This is a genomic window from Vibrio sp. McD22-P3 (genome assembly GCF_021568915.1).
Lineage (GTDB): Bacteria > Pseudomonadota > Gammaproteobacteria > Enterobacterales > Vibrionaceae > Vibrio > Vibrio mediterranei.
Genome location: NZ_JAKGTN010000005.1, coordinates 164,766 through 182,334, shown reverse-complemented (window position 1 = coordinate 182,334; position 17,569 = coordinate 164,766). Strand labels below are relative to the sequence as shown.

Annotated in this window: 16 protein-coding genes and 1 pseudogene; 7 read left to right on the top strand and 10 right to left on the bottom strand. The window is 44.2% G+C overall.

The genetic code is table 11. The annotated features are described in order from the left end of the window. The first annotated feature begins 13 nt into the window (after window positions 1-13). Window positions 14-1,369 (top strand): MATE family efflux transporter, encoded by a 1,356-nt coding sequence (locus L2W36_RS07870; RefSeq protein ID WP_236109789.1) that lies wholly within the window; start codon window positions 14-16, stop codon window positions 1,367-1,369. 7 nt (window positions 1,370-1,376) lie between these two features. Here L2W36_RS07870 and L2W36_RS07865 read toward each other — a convergent pair whose 3' ends face one another. From L2W36_RS07865 to pspF, 9 genes are all read right to left on the bottom strand, one after another. After that, window positions 1,377-2,327 (bottom strand): LysR family transcriptional regulator, encoded by a 951-nt coding sequence (locus L2W36_RS07865; protein WP_236109737.1) that lies wholly within the window; start codon window positions 2,325-2,327, stop codon window positions 1,377-1,379. Between the two features lie 136 nt (window positions 2,328-2,463). Continuing rightward, complete coding sequence (locus L2W36_RS27425) at window positions 2,464-3,894, bottom strand: DUF3943 domain-containing protein (protein WP_329605666.1); 1,431 nt, start codon at window positions 3,892-3,894, stop codon at window positions 2,464-2,466. A 286-nt stretch (window positions 3,895-4,180) separates the two neighbouring features. Then, the gene (locus tag L2W36_RS07850; RefSeq protein ID WP_062460951.1) at window positions 4,181-5,113 is read right to left on the bottom strand and encodes a LysR family transcriptional regulator; all 933 of its coding nucleotides are present in this window, start codon (window positions 5,111-5,113) and stop codon (window positions 4,181-4,183) included. A 170-nt stretch (window positions 5,114-5,283) separates the two neighbouring features. Continuing rightward, window positions 5,284-6,069, bottom strand: coding sequence for a peptide ABC transporter ATP-binding protein (locus tag L2W36_RS07845; RefSeq protein WP_006073870.1), 786 nt, complete (start codon window positions 6,067-6,069; stop codon window positions 5,284-5,286). Then, window positions 6,066-7,061: a peptide ABC transporter ATP-binding protein gene (locus L2W36_RS07840; protein ID WP_006073871.1), complete on the bottom strand. Its 996-nt coding sequence runs from the start codon at window positions 7,059-7,061 to the stop codon at window positions 6,066-6,068. The genes L2W36_RS07845 and L2W36_RS07840 overlap by 4 nt, the downstream gene beginning before the upstream one ends. After that, on the bottom strand, window positions 7,061-7,948 hold the full coding sequence (locus L2W36_RS07835) for an ABC transporter permease subunit (RefSeq protein ID WP_006073874.1): 888 nt from the start codon (window positions 7,946-7,948) through the stop codon (window positions 7,061-7,063). Before L2W36_RS07835 ends, L2W36_RS07840 begins: the two co-directional genes overlap by 1 nt. After that, a complete protein-coding gene (locus L2W36_RS07830; RefSeq protein WP_038228144.1) occupies window positions 7,935-8,897 on the bottom strand; it encodes an ABC transporter permease in 963 nt (320 codons plus the stop codon). The genes L2W36_RS07835 and L2W36_RS07830 overlap by 14 nt, the downstream gene beginning before the upstream one ends. Next, window positions 8,898-10,517, bottom strand: coding sequence for an ABC transporter substrate-binding protein (locus L2W36_RS07825; protein ID WP_006073878.1), 1,620 nt, complete (start codon window positions 10,515-10,517; stop codon window positions 8,898-8,900). 140 nt (window positions 10,518-10,657) lie between these two features. Continuing rightward, window positions 10,658-11,677 carry a phage shock protein operon transcriptional activator gene (pspF, locus tag L2W36_RS07820; protein WP_236109736.1) on the bottom strand — a complete coding sequence of 340 codons (1,020 nt, stop codon included), beginning with the start codon at window positions 11,675-11,677 and terminating at the stop codon, window positions 10,658-10,660. A 190-nt stretch (window positions 11,678-11,867) separates the two neighbouring features. On the opposite strand from pspF, the gene pspA reads away from it, so the two are divergent. The 3 genes from pspA to pspC are packed head-to-tail and all read left to right on the top strand — an operon-like array spanning window position 11,868 to window position 13,171. Continuing rightward, window positions 11,868-12,536: a phage shock protein PspA gene (gene pspA / locus L2W36_RS07815; RefSeq protein ID WP_006073881.1), complete on the top strand. Its 669-nt coding sequence runs from the start codon at window positions 11,868-11,870 to the stop codon at window positions 12,534-12,536. A gap of 19 nt (window positions 12,537-12,555) precedes the next feature. Then, entirely contained in the window at window positions 12,556-12,792 is a 237-nt protein-coding gene (gene pspB / locus L2W36_RS07810; RefSeq protein ID WP_063605518.1) for an envelope stress response membrane protein PspB, read from the top strand. After that, complete coding sequence (pspC, locus tag L2W36_RS07805; RefSeq protein WP_198557657.1) at window positions 12,752-13,171, top strand: envelope stress response membrane protein PspC; 420 nt, start codon at window positions 12,752-12,754, stop codon at window positions 13,169-13,171. Before pspB ends, pspC begins: the two co-directional genes overlap by 41 nt. 82 nt (window positions 13,172-13,253) lie before the next feature. Here the strand turns inward: pspC and L2W36_RS07800 are convergent, their stop codons facing one another. Further along, window positions 13,254-14,150 (bottom strand): LysR substrate-binding domain-containing protein, encoded by an 897-nt coding sequence (locus tag L2W36_RS07800; RefSeq protein WP_236109735.1) that lies wholly within the window; start codon window positions 14,148-14,150, stop codon window positions 13,254-13,256. A gap of 102 nt (window positions 14,151-14,252) precedes the next feature. Here L2W36_RS07800 and L2W36_RS07795 point away from each other — a divergent pair. From L2W36_RS07795 to L2W36_RS07785, 3 genes and pseudogenes are all read left to right on the top strand, one after another. Next, window positions 14,253-15,577 (top strand): annotated as a pseudogene (locus L2W36_RS07795) (6-phospho-beta-glucosidase). A 21-nt stretch (window positions 15,578-15,598) separates the two neighbouring features. Beyond that, window positions 15,599-16,366 (top strand): carbohydrate deacetylase, encoded by a 768-nt coding sequence (locus tag L2W36_RS07790; RefSeq protein ID WP_236109734.1) that lies wholly within the window; start codon window positions 15,599-15,601, stop codon window positions 16,364-16,366. A gap of 167 nt (window positions 16,367-16,533) precedes the next feature. After that, window positions 16,534-17,568, top strand: coding sequence for an efflux RND transporter periplasmic adaptor subunit (locus tag L2W36_RS07785; RefSeq protein ID WP_236109733.1), 1,035 nt, complete (start codon window positions 16,534-16,536; stop codon window positions 17,566-17,568). The last annotated feature ends 1 nt before the right edge of the window (window position 17,569 follow it).

Genomic DNA, 17,569 nt, shown 5'->3' with positions numbered 1-17,569 from the left:
GTTGTTAAATTTAATGAATGCTCTCTCACTCCGTAGCCATTTCATCAGAAAGATGATACTCATCGCTCTACCTATTGCCTTCCAGAATGTACTTTACTCAAGCCGAGGGCTTATCGACGTCATCATGCTTGGTCATTTGGGAGATATAGAATTAGCAGCCATTGGTGTGGCAGCACGAACCATTTTTGTTACCACTATCATGATAGTGGGCACTACGACGGCAGGCGCGTTAATAACAGCTCAATATTGGGGCACAAAGAATGAGAAAGGAGTTAGAGAAAACACAGCCCTGACCTGGGTTGTATCGAGTATTCTAGGGGTAATTTGCGCATCAGTATTTCTACTATTCTCTACTCAGATAGTGTCACTAGTGACTGAGGATAACTCAGTTATCAAACTAGGGAAGTTATATTTATCTATTGCCGCGCCAAGCATGTTAAGCGTGGCCTTCATAACCACGATGCTGTTTGGCTTGAGAGCGATGCACAAGCCCGGTGTCAGTACCTTTTTTAGTGCCGTAGGCTTGGTGATTTATATATTTCTCAATTGGGTACTCATTTTTGGACATTTGGGCTTTCCTGAACTCGGGTATAAAGGCGCGGCCATTGCAACTCTATTAAGTGGGATCGCCGAGTTCCTTTTGCTCTATATGTTCATCTACAGTAAAAAATATACGGTTGCTTTTAGTTCTCGAGATGTAATTAACTGCATTCAAGCCAAACAGCTATCTCACTTTATGAAGATATCTGCCCCTACAACTCTGAATTTCCTAGTGTGGGCTGCGGGGTTATTTGCCTGCCACGCCATCATGGGACAGACTGGAGTCTTAGGGCTCGTTGCTCTATCTGTAGTGGCGCCAATTGAATCATTTGCTCTCTCTGTCGTGATAGGACTCTCAAGTGCTGCTGGTGTTTTAATAGGTAATAACCTTGGCGCTAGAAAGTACAAGAGCAGTTGGGTCTATGCCAAAAGCGCAATGGTGCTCAATATCAGTTGCGCTACTCTCGTCGCACTGACGGTTTATCTATCTCAAAATCTACTGCTCTCAATGTTTCCCGCGCTCACCGAAGAATCGTACGACTTGGCAAAGCATTTCATTCTTGTTTTGTGCTTGGGGATTGTACTTCGTTCTATTCCTATGATGGCAATTACAGGAGTTTTACGCGCAGGAGGGGATGTCAGATTTTGCCTCTATCAAGATATCGTTGCACAATGGCTAATAACGATACCGATATCATTTCTCGCAGTTTATTACACCGATGTAGAACCACTGTCGATCTACTTGCTATTTTTGCTTGGAGAGCTCATAAAGTGTATGAGCTCGTTTCTAAGAATAAGAAGTAAGAAGTGGGTTCAGGGTATCACCTGATATCAAACTAGGTTTTGTCTAGCCCTATATCTGGTTGAAGAACTTTGTTAAAAAAGCTCTGTATTGTCTGATGTAAATACTGATTGAGAGGATAGCCACGCTTGGCTTGCAAATAACCACCAACAACGGACACGCTCCTTAACTCTTTGGGCATAATCGGAAGTGGATAGCAGGAGAGCTCGTCGCTGTGCGTGAGCAAGTAACTACTACTAAACTTGAATGCATCCGACTTAGTTAGTTTATCAACTGCGATAGGGATACTGTGTGTATTCAGCACAATATTAGGCGTGTAACCTTTTGAAGTAAAAAGTGCATTTGTATAAGGATCACTCTTAGCACTCACAGCATCCGAAAAAAGCTTAACCATTGGAAGCTTATGAATAACCTCCCAGTCAGAAGTCTGACTCAATACAGGATGGTTTTTTCGTGCAACTAGGTTGATTTTAATATCAGATAAATGATGCGTATAGATGTCTTGAGGCAACGAGTAAGGCTCAAAATGAACCAGGTAGTCGATGTGACGATCGAGTATTTGGGAAAGTGTGTCCTGCTGCCAGTAAACCATAGACAAGCTTGCCTTAGGCAAGGCATCGGCTAAAGCTTGGTATATCCCTCGTCCAAATATCTCAAGCAAACTTAACTCAAATGCAATTACTATAGAGCCTTCGTAACTATGAGGATCAAAGGTACTATAAGCATCTAGCACTTCAGTAAACGGAGTCAACATATTGTCTGCAGCTTCTGCTAACTTTTCAGCAAGCTCTGATGGCTCTACACCGTGCGCCTTACGGATAAAAAGTTGATCGCCAAAAGTCTCCCTTAACTTTGCCATGCCGCGACTAACACTGGTTTGAGAAATCCCAAGGATTTCACCTGCTTGAGAAACATTACGTGTTTCAACAACCACTTTTAAGAGAGTTAAGAGATTTAAGTCGAGATCTTTTATTGATTTGCTCATCCATGAAGCCTTTCTAATGCCATCCATCAAACTTAAAAGTAACATTTGGCAACATAGCCATCAACAACTGGGGGAATCTATAGGAAATCACACCAGAACAATACAAGTATTCTGGTGCGTTTTCGTTAAGCTAGAACTACATCTGCTCCCCTTTACTAAACCGATAGACCAATCGACCTGTCGCTATGTTCTCGCTCGCTTTTGCTGAAGGTCGCCCTGAGTGTCTCCACTCGGCTTGCAGAGCCCAGTTTGGGTGAAGTGCATAATGCAACCCTGCTCCTGCGTTTAGCTTGAACTGTTTGGTTTTAGTGTCTTCATTTTTCATGCTTTCACCAAAGCCAGCTGTCACAAATGGGCGTAGTTTGGAATCCGTATTAAAGTAATAAAGGCCATTCGCACTGTAGCTTTCATAGGATACAGATTGACGAGTGTTTCTGTCATTCAGCGACGCTCGAGTGTAGGTTAGGTGTCCAGACAATGCAGGGCTGAAGTGTAAGCCCACTGTAAAGGAGGCACCCATACCTGAATCTAGCTCCCAGTAATCCGATGGTTCAACATAACTCGCTCCCGCCGAAACTCCAACGATACTATACGTCACAGGGTCTTCGCTGCTTTGAGAGTGGTAGCTCTTTCTAGTTCGTGACGAGCCTGAAGTCGCATCGAGAGCGTACTGCACTTCAAATCTAAATTGACGCTCGGAAACACCATTCGGCGTGTTGACATTTTGTACCCCAATGAACCCGGTACCTGCTTTTACAATCTCTTTTCCTGCCAGATGGTTAACGCCATTTCCAAGACCATCAACAGGGTCAAGTAAGAACAGCGATATGTTACCCAGTGACTCTGAGCCCCAGACCGTTCCCCCTGTCAGTCGGATTTCTTGCTCTTTATTGTAGGCCCACTCGCCGTATACCCAACCTAGGATAGGCGTAACAAAAAGATCCTGAATAGAAGGGACCTCAGCAAAGGCTTCGATGCCATATTCCCAATAGAACGTCGACATCATGGCTGAGTATACAAACGAGTCCCACTGTCGATAACCAGATTTACGAGCAGCTTGATAGTACACCCCTCCAAAATAAGGGTGGCCGATATAGTTGATAGCCCAGTCGTCGCGATCCCAAGTAGGACCACTGCTAACGTTATCAACCCATTTACTAAACAGATCGTCCCCGCCTTTTTCCCAATTTGTGATGGACTCTGGCATGAGAGCTAAAGCACCCGCTACACCTACACCATAGGCAGCAATTGACTTTGTTTGCGACCATAGCCTAGCGCCATCTTCACCATTTTGAGGAGAGAATAAAGACACACGATAAGGGTTGCTGTAAACGTGGTTAGTGTCTGAAAGCTCTTCCCATGCTGTATTGGACTTCTCTGGGTGAGTTCGGATAGCAAAATCTGAACTCTGAGGTTGTGCGATCTCTGAGAATTCGGTCAATGACGCTTCCCAGTGTTCGATTAGCTGAGACTGCTGTTGGTCACTATCTAGTGGCAGTGCATTGGATAAAACAGGAGCGCTTAATATTACCGATGCGGCAAGCGCAGGTCTGATTAGAGTATTCATTATAGTGTTTCTGCTTCTGATATATGTAATTTATGTCCATCCTTTGCGAGCTCTGAAATTCATATTCCTTAAATTTCGTCGTCATCAATCGCTTCTCAATTAATGAAACGTGATGTTTTGTTGGGAGGGAGTTTAAAGTCGTTATAGAAGCAAATGAACGTATATCAGAAATTCAAAATTGATGTATCAGAAAGCTGATATATTAAAGAAAATGAAGGCCTGTTGACAGAGAGGGGAATTAGACCTGTGCGAGCCCCTATTAGAGTACTCGCTATACCTTAGGTTGTTAGAAGGACGGCTGCTCAATAGAGTTGAAAAAAGTCTCTAGTGTTTGATGAAGAAACTGATTGATTGGTTGCCCACGTTTTGATTGAAGATAGCAACCGGAAACACTGATCTTTCTCATGTCTTTCGAAATTTTTGGTAGTGGGTAGCACTCGAGTTGATCATTGTGAGAAAGTAAATAACTACTGCTGAACTTGATTGCATCCGAGCTTAGAAGCTTCTCTACTGCAATAGGCACGCTGTGAGTAACCAAGCAAACCTTGGGCTCATAACCTTTACTAAGATACATCTCATCATACGGGTCATGCTTGGCTTTCATCGCCTCTGCTACCAATTTAACGAGAGGAAGGTGGTGAATATCTTCCCAGTTCGTCGATTTACTGAGGACTGGGTGATCCTTTCTAGCAACAAGGCTAATAGCAATCTCCGAAAGGTGATGAACATATATGTCTTGAGGAAAAGGCATCAAAGTATAATGAATCATATAATCTAACTGTCTGTTGAACATATGATGAAGTGACTCTTCTTTCCAATACACTACTCTTATTTGCGCATTTGGTAATGCTCGATTGAGTGCTCTGTATAAACCCGGTCCAAAGATCTCGAGTAGACCAAGTTCCACCGCAATAGAAACGCTGCCATTGTACTCTGAAGGGTCAAATGTCTGATAGGCTTCTAACACCTCACTGAACGGCTTTAACATATTTTCCGCGGCTTCAGCCAGTTTCTCCGCTAGCTCAGACGGCTCTACACCATGTGCTTTGCGAATAAACAACTGGTCACCAAAGGTTTCTCGCAGCTTTGCCATACCACGGCTGACACTAGTTTGCGAGATTCCCAAGACTTCCGCAGCTTGCGAGGTATTGCGAGTTTCTACAACGATACGAAGTAGCTTTAGTAGGTTAAGGTCAAGTTCCTCTAGTTTGGATTGCATACCAAGCACTTCCTTATAAATCTTTGTTATTACTATAATAGTATAGAAAAAAACATCGGCCTGACTAAGGACGCTCGATGCTGCAATTTGCCTAACGGCTAGCGTTGATTGAGGAATAGTTACAAGTATCCCATAGTAGACGTTTGAGTGATTTCGCTAAATGATAACTGCTACCTGTGCATTGGAGTTTTACGGAAATGGCTTTCCACCATACGCTGAGTCACAATATGTTGTGGGTTGGTCATGATCTCGTTCGTGTTGCCATATTCCACTACATCGCCTTCGTGCATCACCATGACCTTGTCGGTAATGTGTTTGATAATGCCTAAATGTTGTGACACGTAAACGAACGCAACTCCCATCTCTTCTTGAAGTTCTAAGAATAGATTAATAATTTGCGAGCGCATCGCCATATCGAGGCCGTTTAGCGCTTCATCTGCGACGATAATGGATGGTTGAAGAATCAAAGCACGAGCAAGGCAGACACGCTGTTTTTGACCGGTTGCCAGCATCTGAGGGTAGAAGTAAGCGTGCTCTGGAAGTAAACCGACGCGAACCAGAGTATCTTTTACTCGTCGCATACGTGCTTCTGGAGGCATATTGGTATTCCGTTTTAGCGGGCCTTCCAAAATACGACCAATCTGAATTCTTGGATTCAAAGACGTGTTTGGGTCTTGAAAGATCATGCGAATCAGTTTGCAACGGGTGGAGTAATCTTCGTGTTCAAGTAAATCGCCATTGACTCGAATTTCTCCCGCGGTTGGTTCAACTACACCCGCAAGCATACGAGCTAGTGTGGATTTACCAGAGCCATTCTTGCCAATAAAGCCGATAGTTTGCCCAGCCTCTAGGTCAAAGCTCACCGGTTTGACTGCGTGCTGAACTTTCTTCTTAAATAGCTTAGATCGAGTTACAAAGTCCTTTTTTAATCCGGAGACTTCTAACAACGCACTCATGCTTTTTTCTCCGTATTAAGAGGGAAGTGACAACTGTATTTATGATTCTTGATGCGTTTAGCGCTAGGGATTTCCACACATTGTCTTTGCGCATAGGGGCAACGAGGCCCAAGGCGACAGCCAATCGGTAAGTGCTGCAATGGTGGAATAGAACCTGGTAAAGATTGCAGCTTCTCTTTGTGTGGAATCCAATCGCCAAAATCCGGCATTGCCTTGAGCAGCGCCACTGTATAGGGATGCTTGGGTTTTGCGAGTAGTTTTGCAGTATCCGCCGATTCGACCGATTGACCACAGTACATCACTGTAATTCGAGTCGCCCACTGAGTAATGGTCGTTAAGTCATGACCAATCAGAATGATGGTGGTGTTATTTAACTGATTCATACGACTTAAAAGACGCAATATTTGCGATTGAGTAATTGGATCCAAGTCGTTGGTTGGTTCATCGGCAATCAGTAGCTTTGGCTTGGTTGCAATTGCCATAGCGATCATGATTTTCTGACATTCGCCATCAGTCAGCTCGTAGGGGTAGCTGTTCATGATACGGGTATGGTCTTTAATGCCAACCTTATGAAGTAACGCGATAGCTTGCTTTTTACGCCACTTAAATCGCTCCCACCATTTACCTTCAAAGGAACGAGAAGGGATCGATTCTATAAGCTGCTTGCCTACCTCATCAGACGGGTCTAGACAGGTTGAAGGTTCCTGGAAAATCATTGCCACGTCGCGAGCAATAACACGTCTGCGTTCACGAGGCGTGAGTTGTAGTAGATCGATATTGCCTAACCGCATTCTATCTGCAGTCACGCGCCAGTTGTCCTTACAGACACCAACAATGGCTTTGGCAACAAGACTTTTTCCTGAACCGGATTCGCCAACCAAACCTCGAATTTCACCTTCATTAATGGTGAAGCTCATGCGATCCACCGCTTTGACGAGACCTTGTGGTGTCTCGATTTCGATGGTTAAGTGTCGAATATCTAAAACTGGCATTATTCGATCCCCGCGTTTAGTGCGCTGCGCACACCTTCACCAACAATATTCACCACGACAACGGTAAACAGAATAGCTAAACCAGGAAGGATAACGGTCCATGGTGCTAAATAGAGCAACTCGGCGGCATCACCTAACACTGCTCCCCATTCGCTGCTTGGGGCTTGTGCGCCAAGGCCAAGGAAACCAAGTGCGGTAATGTCTAAAATGGCGATGGATAACGCAAATGTCACTTCGGCTGCAATGACCGTTAGTATATTAGGCAATATAGAGTTCCATAGCAGATAAAAGTCGTTCGCACCGTCTAAACGAGCAGCCATGATATAGTCTTTTTCAACTTCGGTATGAACCGCAACATAGATTGAGCGAATGAATCTAGGAATGAGCGCTAAACATATTGCTAATAGAATGTTGAACTCACCGGGACCTAAAAACGCTACGAAAATGATCGCTAGTAGTAGCGATGGGATTGACATTACGGTATCGAGAAGGTGGTTCAGAGTACTCGAGAGCAGGCCACGTGTCATTCCTGCTAATATACCAATCAAGCATCCTACTGCTGCTGCAATGGCTGTAATGATAATTGCTGCGCCAAAAGATAGGCGAGAGCCATCGATAATGCGTGACAAAATATCGCGACCTAAATCGTCAGTTCCAAAGAAGAAATCGACGGTACCTTGAGGATCCCAAGATGGTGGAATCAACAAATAGGAGCTCTGCGCCATTGGGTCGTAGGGAGTGATAAATGGCGATGCAATAGTGATGATAATGACAAAGACCAAACACCAAAGGCCAAACATTGATAGGCTATTCGAGCGGTAACTACGCCAGAATCGCTCAAGCTGAGTAGGAATGCGCTCTTCTTGGTAGACGTTATCTGACAGCATACCATTCCTTCCTTACTAAAGGGTTGACCATCGCACCCAACAAATCTGACAAAATGCTTGCTGCTAAGACGATAGAAGCCACGACCAAGACGCCTGCTTGAATTGATGCGTAATCCTGATTGGAGAGCGCATCCAGCAGCCAACGTCCAATACCCGGCCAGTTAAAAATAGACTCGGTCATAATGGCAAGTGTGATCATACTTGAGAGCTGAACTCCAAGTTTAGGAATAATAGGTGGAATGGCATTTCGTAGCACATGCTCAATGACGATTTCATAATTCGACAAACCTTTAATTCGAGCAGCTCGAATGTAGTTTTGTCCCATTACTTCGGTTACTGAAGTACGCATCATACGGATAACTTGCATTGTTGGTGAGAGTGCTAGCACTAAACACGGCAAAATCATATGTTCAATAACGCTTTGTAACGCCTCTTTCCGATAAGGTGCGTCCGACAGCAGAGCATCAATGAGTGCAAACCCTGTGACATGATCAATTTCATAAAGTAGGTCATAGCGTCCTGCAACAGGGAACCATTGATAATTCAGCGAGAAGTACATAATCATCAATAACGCAATCCAGAATAAGGGGGCGGCATAACCCACCATGGATGAGAACGAAATGATGTTATCCAACCATTTACCCTGTCTCATACCGGCGATGGTGCCAGCTGGAATACCCACAAACACAGATATCATAAACGCCGCAAAACACAGCTCTAGAGTTGCAGGAAGTACAGCTGAAAGCTCTTGGGTAATGGGTACACCAGCTTTAGTCAGTCCAAAATCTAGACGAGACAATTGAGCGACATAATCAAGCCAGCCAGGGAAAAACGCTTGAGTAGTCCAGAAAGAATCAGGGTCAAGTCTGACTAAGCTATAGCCGACGAAAGTCAGGATCAATAACGTAATGACAAATAGATTTAGTCTGCGGACAGAATACCAAAACATCTACTTCAACCTCACAACTTGATCAAACGGTTGGGCGTTGAATGGACTGGTTCTAAAACCTGTCAGGCTATCGCTATGTGCTTGATATTTTTGACCGTGTGCAATAGGCAACACAGGAACTTCCTCATTCAAAATGTTTTGTGCTTGTCGATATAGATTGAGTCGATATCTTGGTTGACTCACTTCAAGCGCCAGATCTAACAGAAAGTCAAAGTCATCATTACACCACATAGATAGATTCAAACCTTCACGTTTTGACGTGCAAGATAACAAAGGACGTAAGTAGTTATCTGGGTCGCCAGTATTTCCCACCCAACCTGTGAGCAGTAGATCAACGGACTCAATATTCGATAGCTCTTGGCGATCGACTCGATCATCGGTGAGTAGGTTAAGGGTAATCCCCACATCGGCTAAGTTAGCTTGGATAAGTTCTGCCGTTTTACGTGGACTCGGGTTGTAGACTCGTGGCTCAAGAGGTACCGCCATAGTGAGCTCTAGACCTTTCTCATAGCCAGCCTCTTTTAGCAGCGCCATTGAATAATTACGGTCGTAGCGAATTTGAGTGGCATCTTTCTGGTGTGCCCAAGAACTTGGTGGAAGAAGGCTATAAGCTTTCTCTCCGGTGCCAAAATAAACTGCTTCGAGAATGTTGTCGCGGTTTATCGCGAGATTCAGGGCTTTACGAACTCTAGGGTCACTAAGTGCTTTATGCTGAGTATTGATAGCCACAAAAGCCACGTTCATGGCTGGTTTGGCTTGTAGAACTATGGACTCTTCATTCAATATCACAGGGATTTGGCTCGAAATAGGCGAGTTCAGGACATCGCACTCATTTCTTAATAGTTTAGCTAAGGCGCCAGCTCCGCGATGAGAGATATCAAATACGACTTGTTCCATATCTACTTTGCCACGCCAGTAGTTTTCGTGACGCTTTAGGCGAACTAAATCTGCGACTTGGTATTCGTCTAGGTAGAAAGGCCCAGTACCAACAGGGTAAATATCAATATCGAGTTTATGATCGGAAAAGACGAGTTGATCAGCATATTCAGCAGAATAGATTGGTGCGTGTGCCGTCGAAATGTTGGAAAGGAACGAGTTGTCTGGCCTCGATAGAGTAAACTTGACCGTATTGTCATCCAATGCTTCAACTTTCTCGACCAAATTTGCGAAGTCAATGCCTGCGAACCACGGATAGACACTGCCGCCTACGTCGTGGAACGGATTGTTAGGGTCGATAATACGCGTGAAGCTAAATACAACATCGTCCGCATTCATCGGACGTGTGGGAGTAAACCATTCAGTGGTTTGGAACTCTACACCTTTGCGCAGAGTGAACGTGTACTCTGTGCCTTCCTCGTTAACTTGCCAAGATTTTGCTAAGTTTGGAACGGGTTGGTGAGTGCCTGGGTTTAGCGTCAGTAGCGTATCGAATAACTGCGGCGCAATGGATTCGACAGTGATGCCACCGTCTACTAATTGCGGGTTAAAAGTACTAGGACGACCTTGGTCGCAATAGACGAATCCGTCTTGTCTAACTTTCGAGTGATCGACTTTTTCTTCGCAACCTGTCAATAGGATGAGACCGCAAAGTCCAAGCGATAAATTGATTAATGCCTTCATAAACACGCTACATTCATTTTAGCGAACGTAATATCTGTATTGAGATCAGGGTAATTTACCACTAAATCGTCAGCTAAACCAATAATCACAAGTACTTATCGTGCAATTGGTTAAAAAGTGTGGCAACTGTCTGACCCTGCTCAAACCAGTTTATACTTTCGCACTAAACCTCTTAGCTGATCATAGCTCAAGCTTAGCAGCTTAGCAGCACCGCGTTGATTGTATTGAGCTTGCTTAAGTGCTTCATTAATCAACTTTATATTTTGTTCATCCTGCCATGTTTTAAAATCGAGTGGAAAGGTAAACGCTTCTTCAGTTGAAGGTTGAGAGGACTGAGACTCTTGTTCAGAAGGCTTCTCACTATGTTCCGCTCTCATTGATGGGCGTGCACCGAATTGACCTTCAAATGGATTGAATATTAATGACTCAATGGGCTGTTCATTGGTCCCTTGTTGATACACAGCACGCTCAACTACGTTTTTTAATTCACGAATGTTACCTGGCCAAGGGTAGTCAGCCATGCTTTGCCAAGCTTGTTCGGTGAACCCAACAAAGAACGGTAGACCCAACTCTCGACACATTTTTATCGCAAAGAACTCGGCTAATAGTGGAATATCTTCGGGACGATGACGCAGAGGCGGTAGATGGATCACGTCAAATGCTAACCTATCAAGAAGGTCAGGACGGAACTTTCCTTGCTCTGCGAGTTTTGGTAAATCTTCGTTGGTGGCACAAACCAGTCGAACGTCTGCTTCCAACGCTTTTGCTCCGCCTACACGTTCATACTGCCCGTATTCAATCACTCTAAGGAGCTTCTCTTGCACAGATAAAGGGGTAGTAGCGAGCTCATCTAAGAACAGTGTGCCATTTTCTGCTCGCTCGAATCGTCCTTGGTGACGACCTTTTGCACCGGTAAAAGCGCCAGATTCATGCCCGAACAGCTCAGAGTCGATTAGCCCTTCACTCAAGGTTGAACAATTAAGAGAAACTAAAGGTTGATCCCAACGTTTAGACAAGTAGTGTAAACGCTGAGCAATCAATTCTTTACCTGTACCACGCTCACCGATAACCAGTACAGGACGGTCAATGGGAGCGAGCCGAGATACTTTATCGAGTACAGCTAGAAAAGCAGGAGATTCGCCAATTAAGTTTTGCGCCATAGTGAGTCCTCTAGGTTGGTAAAAATTACCAATAGTTGGCTAGAGTCATCATAGCATGTCAATCTGATTAAGCGAGAGTAATATCTATCTTATTGAATATTATGGGTTTAACAAATTGGCACGGTAATTGGATTAGCTGTAGCAACGATTCAGAGTTCATTGGCGAGCTCATCCAATTAGGAGAAGTAGTATGGGTATTTTTTCTCGTTTTGCAGATATTGTAAATTCAAACGTGAGCGCTTTACTTGATAAGGCAGAAGATCCAGAGAAAATGATTCGTCTGATCATTCAAGAAATGGAAGATACATTAGTTGAAGTTCGCACTAACTCAGCAAAAGCGATTGCCGACAAAAAAGAGTTAGCCCGCAAAGTGAAAGCGATTGAAGAGCAAATTATAGAGTGGCAGCAAAAAGCGACACTCGCGTTAACAAAACAGCGTGAAGATTTAGCGCGAGCGGCACTGATTGAAAAACAGAAGCTTGAAAATGTAGTGAAAGGGTTGCACGATGAGCAAACTCTTGTGGAAGAAACCATCGACAAGCTCACTAATGAAATAGCTAAATTAGAAGCCAAAATTACCGAGACACGTGCGAAGCAGCAAGCACTGATCATTCGTTCGGAAGCAGCAAGTAATCGTCGTGATGTGCAGAAGCACTTGCATACCAGCCGCACTCATGAAGCGATGGCGAAGTTTGAACAATACTCTCGCAAAATTGATGAACTAGAAGCGGAAGCTGACCTGTATTCGAAAACAGGTAATGCGAAATCTTTAGATCAAGAGTTTGCTGAGCTGCAAGCACAGGACGAAATTGATAAAGAACTCGCTAAGCTTAAAGAGCAAATGAACAACGAAAAATAATGCGGATTAGGAGAAAAGTATGTCGTCATTTTTAATTGCGGGTCCATTAATTGTCTTTTTGATTTTTGTTGCACCGCTGTGGCTTTTTCTCCACTACCGCAGCAAGCGTAAATCAGAGAGTGGTCTGTCGCAGCAAGACTTCCAAAAGCTGCAATCGCTGTCTCAACGTGCAGAAAAAATGCAGCTACGTGTGGATAACCTAGAGCGAATTCTGGATGCGGAATCCCCAAACTGGAGGCAAACCTATGACTCATAGAGAGCTGTATAAAGATCCGGTCAATGGTAAGTTGACAGGGGTGTGCGCAGGTTTAGCCAATTATTTCGGTGTTGAGGTTTGGCTGATACGAATTCTTGTAATTTCGGCGGCGCTGTTAGGGGGGAGCTTTTTAGTCTTGTTGGCGTACGTGGCAATGAGCTTGATGCTAGAAAAGCAACCTGACAACTTTGTTGAAGCCATGAAAACCAAGAAAGAGCATTCATTGAAGAGTAAACCTTGGCAACAAGGGCAAAACGCGAAAGACTTGCTGAATACGTTAGAGCGCGATTTTGACTCGATGGAGCATAAAGTGAGAGATATGGAAGCGTATGTCACGTCAGAGGCATACAAAGTGAATCGAGAGTTCAGCAAGCTTTAATATCTTATAGCGTAATGAATAAAGAGGTGCAGTAGCACCTCTTTTTTATATTTGCTGGAGAATAGATGAGAAACAGTTGTTGTTAATGCGTGTCGCGCAGTTGTTCTGTTAACCAGTTTGACAACGCTTGAAATTTTGCCCGCTGTTCCATTCCTTTTGGACAGACTAAATCATAGCCTTTACCTGATTCCACGCTGGCAAATGGAGCTACTAACTTTCCCTGCTTAATTAACGGTGCAATAAACTCCTTTCTTCCGAGAGCGACTCCCAAGGAGAGCTGGGCCGCATCAATGGCAATCCTGTTATCGCTATAATAGTCACACTTAACCTGGCAGTTGATGTCGAGCTGCATCTCATTGAGCCAGTGCTGCCAAGCGACGCTGTCACTGTTGTGAATAAAACGCACCTCTTTTAGTCGAGCATCATTAAGGTGAAGCTCGTGTTTTTCAGCGTACTCTGGGCTGCAAACCGGTATACGCTGACCAGCAAAGAGTCGCCGGCTGAAGTGGTTAGGATAAAGACCTTCGCTGTAAAAAATAGCAGCATCGTATGGTTCGAACTGAAAATCACTTTGATTTTGTTTGGTGTCCAGTTTGATGCTTAGATTCGGATATAGATGACGAAAATCCGGCAGTCTTGGCATTAACCACGATGATGCGAAATAGGGGGAGGTCGCGATGTACAGCTCACCCGTTAACTCACCTGTTTGAATGTCTGACAGTTCGGAAAATATAGATTCAAATGAGGTATTCAGAATACTGAAAACCCGCTGTCCTTCCGGGGTAAGTTCGAGTTTCCTCGTTTTCCTAATGAACAAGTTAAAGTTAAGCAGCGTTTCAAGCTTTTTAATGCGTTGGCTTACGCCTCCTTGAGTAAGAAATAATTCTTGTGCGGCGTGAGTGAAACTAAGATGTCGAGCCGCCACATTAAACGTATGCAAGAGTGATAACAACTGCTGTCGATTGTGGTTTAGATTCATGGATTACTTCGGCTAATGCGTTGGTTCGATTTATTGGTTTGTTTAACGTTTTTCTTGATTATAAATTACATCACGTAATCTTAAATCGGAAGGGCAAACGTGATGAAGCAGACTAAAAAGCTAAAAGTAGTCGTAATTGGTGGTGGTTCGAGCTATACACCAGAGTTGGTAGAAGGATTGTTGGCTCGATACCAAGAGCTTCCAATATCGGATCTTTGGTTAGTAGATATTGACGAAGGAATGGAAAAAGCAACAGTGATTGCTGATTTGACCAAAAGAATGATCGCTAAAGCCGAGTGCGACATCACTGTGCACCTGACAACAAATCGTCAACAAGCTCTGGTTGATGCGGATTTCGTTTGTTCTCAATTTCGGGCTGGCCGGATTGAAGCCCGACTACGTGATGAGAGAATAGCGCTAAAATATCGAGTTATTGGGCAAGAGACTAATGGCCTTGGGGGGTTCTCCAACGCGTGTCGAACGATCCCTATCGCGTTGGAAATTGCGAAGGAGATGGAAGCGCTATGTCCTAACGCATGGTTGCTTAATTTCACCAACCCTTCGGGTATGGTTACTGAAGCGTTGACAAAGTACTCGACAATAAAAACCGTCGGACTGTGTAACGTCCCTGTGAATATGGAGCGAGGTGCTGCTGAAATGCTGGGTGTTGATCGTAAAGACATCACTATGCAAATCGCTGGACTGAATCACTTGGTGTGGGCTCGAAAAATTCTTCATGATGGCAAAGATAAGCGTGAGCAGGTCATCAATGAACTACTTGCTGGTAACGACCGAATGACGCCTAAGAACATCCCTCCTTTTAAATGGGATGAAGGTATCATTAAAAGTTTAGGTATGGTGCCTTGCGCATACCTTCGCTACTACTATCAATCGCGTGACATCCTTGATAAAGAGTATGCTGCTTCAGCGAGTAAGAGTAATCGAGCTGATCTAGTGGCAAAAGTAGAAGCCGAGCTGTTGGAAATCTACAAAGATCCTACGTTGGATACCAAGCCTAAACTGCTTGAAGAGCGCGGTGGTGCTTACTACTCTGAAGCAGCCTGTGAACTGATGAGCAGCATTCACAACAACAAACGTTCAATCATGCATGTTAATACTCGTAATAATGGTGCGATTCAAGGCTTGCCTGATGACTGTACGGTTGAGGTGAGCTCTATTATTCCAGTAGTGAGATTATTCCATTAAACGTCGCGCCATTTGAAACCGGAACATTACGGCTAATTCAACTGATGAAAGAGTTCGAAACGTTAACAGTGGAAGCAGCAATCACGGGCGATATTAATCTTGCCAAACGTGCGCTCATGCTTAACCCAATTGTTGATAGTGGCCAACACATTGACGAAGCGCTAAGAGAAACGATTCGAGAGAATATAGGCTTTATGCCAGCGTTTACGCACTTCTTATAAGAATAATCTAGGTTAGTAGTTATGAAACTCATTTTGAACGCAGATGACTTTGGGCTGACTGAATCGGTGAACTTAGCGATAGCAGATTGCTTCCATGCTGGAATGGTGAAGTCGACGACGATTATGATGAATCAGCCTGCTGTAGAGCATGCCGCTGAATTGTATCGACGAGGGCTTATATCGGAGGTTGGCTTACACTTTACCGTTACCGCAGGTAGACCGATCTCCGATCCTGATCTTATCCCTAGCTTGGTGAATGATGACGGAGAATTCTTTGATAAGACGATACTGTTTAACAAATCAGATGTTTCGAGTGACGAGGTCGAAGTTGAGCTGAAGGCTCAGTACCGCGCTGCGTTAGATATGGGATTCAATATTAATCACATCGATAGTCATCATTTTGGAGGCGTCTATCGTTCCCTAAAACAAGGTTTTACTCAAGCAGTGAACAAGATTGGACTTCCTGTGCGGAGAATCGATAGCATCATCCAAGGGCAAGAGCTGTTAGCTGTCCCTACACCGGATGTATTTGATATGGGGTTCTATGCTGGGGGAGCGACGATCGAACACTTAAAAGCGATGCTTCTTGCTTACCAAGAGCAAAAGCCGAGCGGTACGATAGAGCTAATGTGCCATCCCGCTCGGGAGGTTAGTGAGGAGCTTGCCGCACTCTCAAGTTACACCGACTCAAGGGTTGAAGAATGGCGAATTCTCACCAACTTAGAGATGTCATTGTGGTTGCAGCAACAAGGAATTGAGTGTGTCGGCTTTGATGCATTGAACGTATAAAATCATTTACGAAAATTCAATAGAGCAAGGTGAGGATATTCACCTTGCTCATTAGCTTGTGAAATTTAAGAAAATTAGCATAAATCTATTATTAATTAATGAGTTGCTGGCAAGGCACGATTCTCTCGACTATGTTTTAAAGTACATTAAGAACAAGGCAGTTGAGAATGAAGAGCAAGCTTTCCTTTTTGGCGATAGTCGCCAGTCTTATAAGTGGCTGTGGACAAGAACCACCGCCAATTCCTGAACCGGACTCTCGTCCAGCCAAACTGTTTAACGTCGCTGTCGGCAATAGTAAATTTGAGCGCACATTCCCTGCTACTTCAGAAGCGGGTGATAAAGCCGTTCTCGCTTTCCGTGTTCCCGGGCAATTAGAGCAAATAGTAGTCCGCGCAGGCCAACCCGTTTTTAAGGGACAATTACTTGCTCAGCTCAACCCCGACGAATATCAATTATTAGAGAAGCAAGCCAAGGCGAATTTCCAATTGGCGGATGTTCAATATCAAAGGGCTCTTAAGTTACGCAAGGATAAAGTCGTGTCCGAACAAGACTTTGACCAAGCAAAGGCAAACATGAATTCCGCTCAAGCCAATTGGTCTCAAGCTAAGGCCAATTTACGCTATACCAAATTGCTTGCCCCGTATGACGGTACTATTTCCATAATCCCTGCAGACAATTACGAGTACATTCAAGCCAAAGAAGGGGTTATGAATATCCAATCGAATCAACTTATTAAGGTTATTTTTCAGCTGCCTGATCTATTGTTGAATCGATTCCAATCGAAAAATCAAGTAGATGCTTCCATGGTCTTTGATGCTTATCCATCACGTGCTTTCGAACTAACTTTTCAAGAAATTGATACTGAGGCTGACCCAAAGACGGGCAGTTACAAAGTGACCATGATCATGGAGAGACCGACAGACGTGGGGATCCTACCTGGAATGGCTGGTCAGGTAAGCGTAGTCACTCGTAGCACTGGCGCTACGGTAATCCCTCAGTCAGCACTGTTTATGGAAGGGGATACTAAGTGTGTTTGGCGGGTTAGTGAACAAGGAATTGTCGAGAAAGTAGCAGTAGAGCTTAACGACAAGCGACAGGTTATTAGTGGGCTAAACGATGGCGATCAAATAGTAGTTTCTGGGGTGCAAGGGATTGAATCAGGTATTAAGGTCCGTGAGTGGGTCAAGGAAAGAGGGCTTTGAT

Bases quoted from the DNA above. Each gene is read 5' to 3' on its own strand.
- L2W36_RS07865 (WP_236109737.1), bottom strand. From the start codon at position 2,327: ATGAGCAAATCAATAAAAGATCTCGACTTAAATCTCTTAACTCTCTTA.
- L2W36_RS07830 (WP_038228144.1), bottom strand. From the start codon at position 8,897: ATGTTTTGGTATTCTGTCCGCAGACTAAATCTATTTGTCATTACGTTA.
- L2W36_RS07835 (WP_006073874.1), bottom strand. From the start codon at position 7,948: ATGCTGTCAGATAACGTCTACCAAGAAGAGCGCATTCCTACTCAGCTT.
- L2W36_RS07870 (WP_236109789.1), top strand. From the start codon at position 14: ATGAATGCTCTCTCACTCCGTAGCCATTTCATCAGAAAGATGATACTC.
- pspB (WP_063605518.1), top strand. From the start codon at position 12,556: ATGTCGTCATTTTTAATTGCGGGTCCATTAATTGTCTTTTTGATTTTT.
- L2W36_RS07840 (WP_006073871.1), bottom strand. From the start codon at position 7,061: ATGCCAGTTTTAGATATTCGACACTTAACCATCGAAATCGAGACACCA.
- L2W36_RS07800 (WP_236109735.1), bottom strand. From the start codon at position 14,150: ATGAATCTAAACCACAATCGACAGCAGTTGTTATCACTCTTGCATACG.
- L2W36_RS07825 (WP_006073878.1), bottom strand. From the start codon at position 10,517: ATGAAGGCATTAATCAATTTATCGCTTGGACTTTGCGGTCTCATCCTA.
- pspC (WP_198557657.1), top strand. From the start codon at position 12,752: ATGCGGAATCCCCAAACTGGAGGCAAACCTATGACTCATAGAGAGCTG.
- pspA (WP_006073881.1), top strand. From the start codon at position 11,868: ATGGGTATTTTTTCTCGTTTTGCAGATATTGTAAATTCAAACGTGAGC.
- L2W36_RS07850 (WP_062460951.1), bottom strand. From the start codon at position 5,113: ATGCAATCCAAACTAGAGGAACTTGACCTTAACCTACTAAAGCTACTT.
- L2W36_RS27425 (WP_329605666.1), bottom strand. From the start codon at position 3,894: ATGAATACTCTAATCAGACCTGCGCTTGCCGCATCGGTAATATTAAGC.
- L2W36_RS07785 (WP_236109733.1), top strand. From the start codon at position 16,534: ATGAAGAGCAAGCTTTCCTTTTTGGCGATAGTCGCCAGTCTTATAAGT.
- L2W36_RS07845 (WP_006073870.1), bottom strand. From the start codon at position 6,069: ATGAGTGCGTTGTTAGAAGTCTCCGGATTAAAAAAGGACTTTGTAACT.
- L2W36_RS07790 (WP_236109734.1), top strand. From the start codon at position 15,599: ATGAAACTCATTTTGAACGCAGATGACTTTGGGCTGACTGAATCGGTG.
- pspF (WP_236109736.1), bottom strand. From the start codon at position 11,677: ATGGCGCAAAACTTAATTGGCGAATCTCCTGCTTTTCTAGCTGTACTC.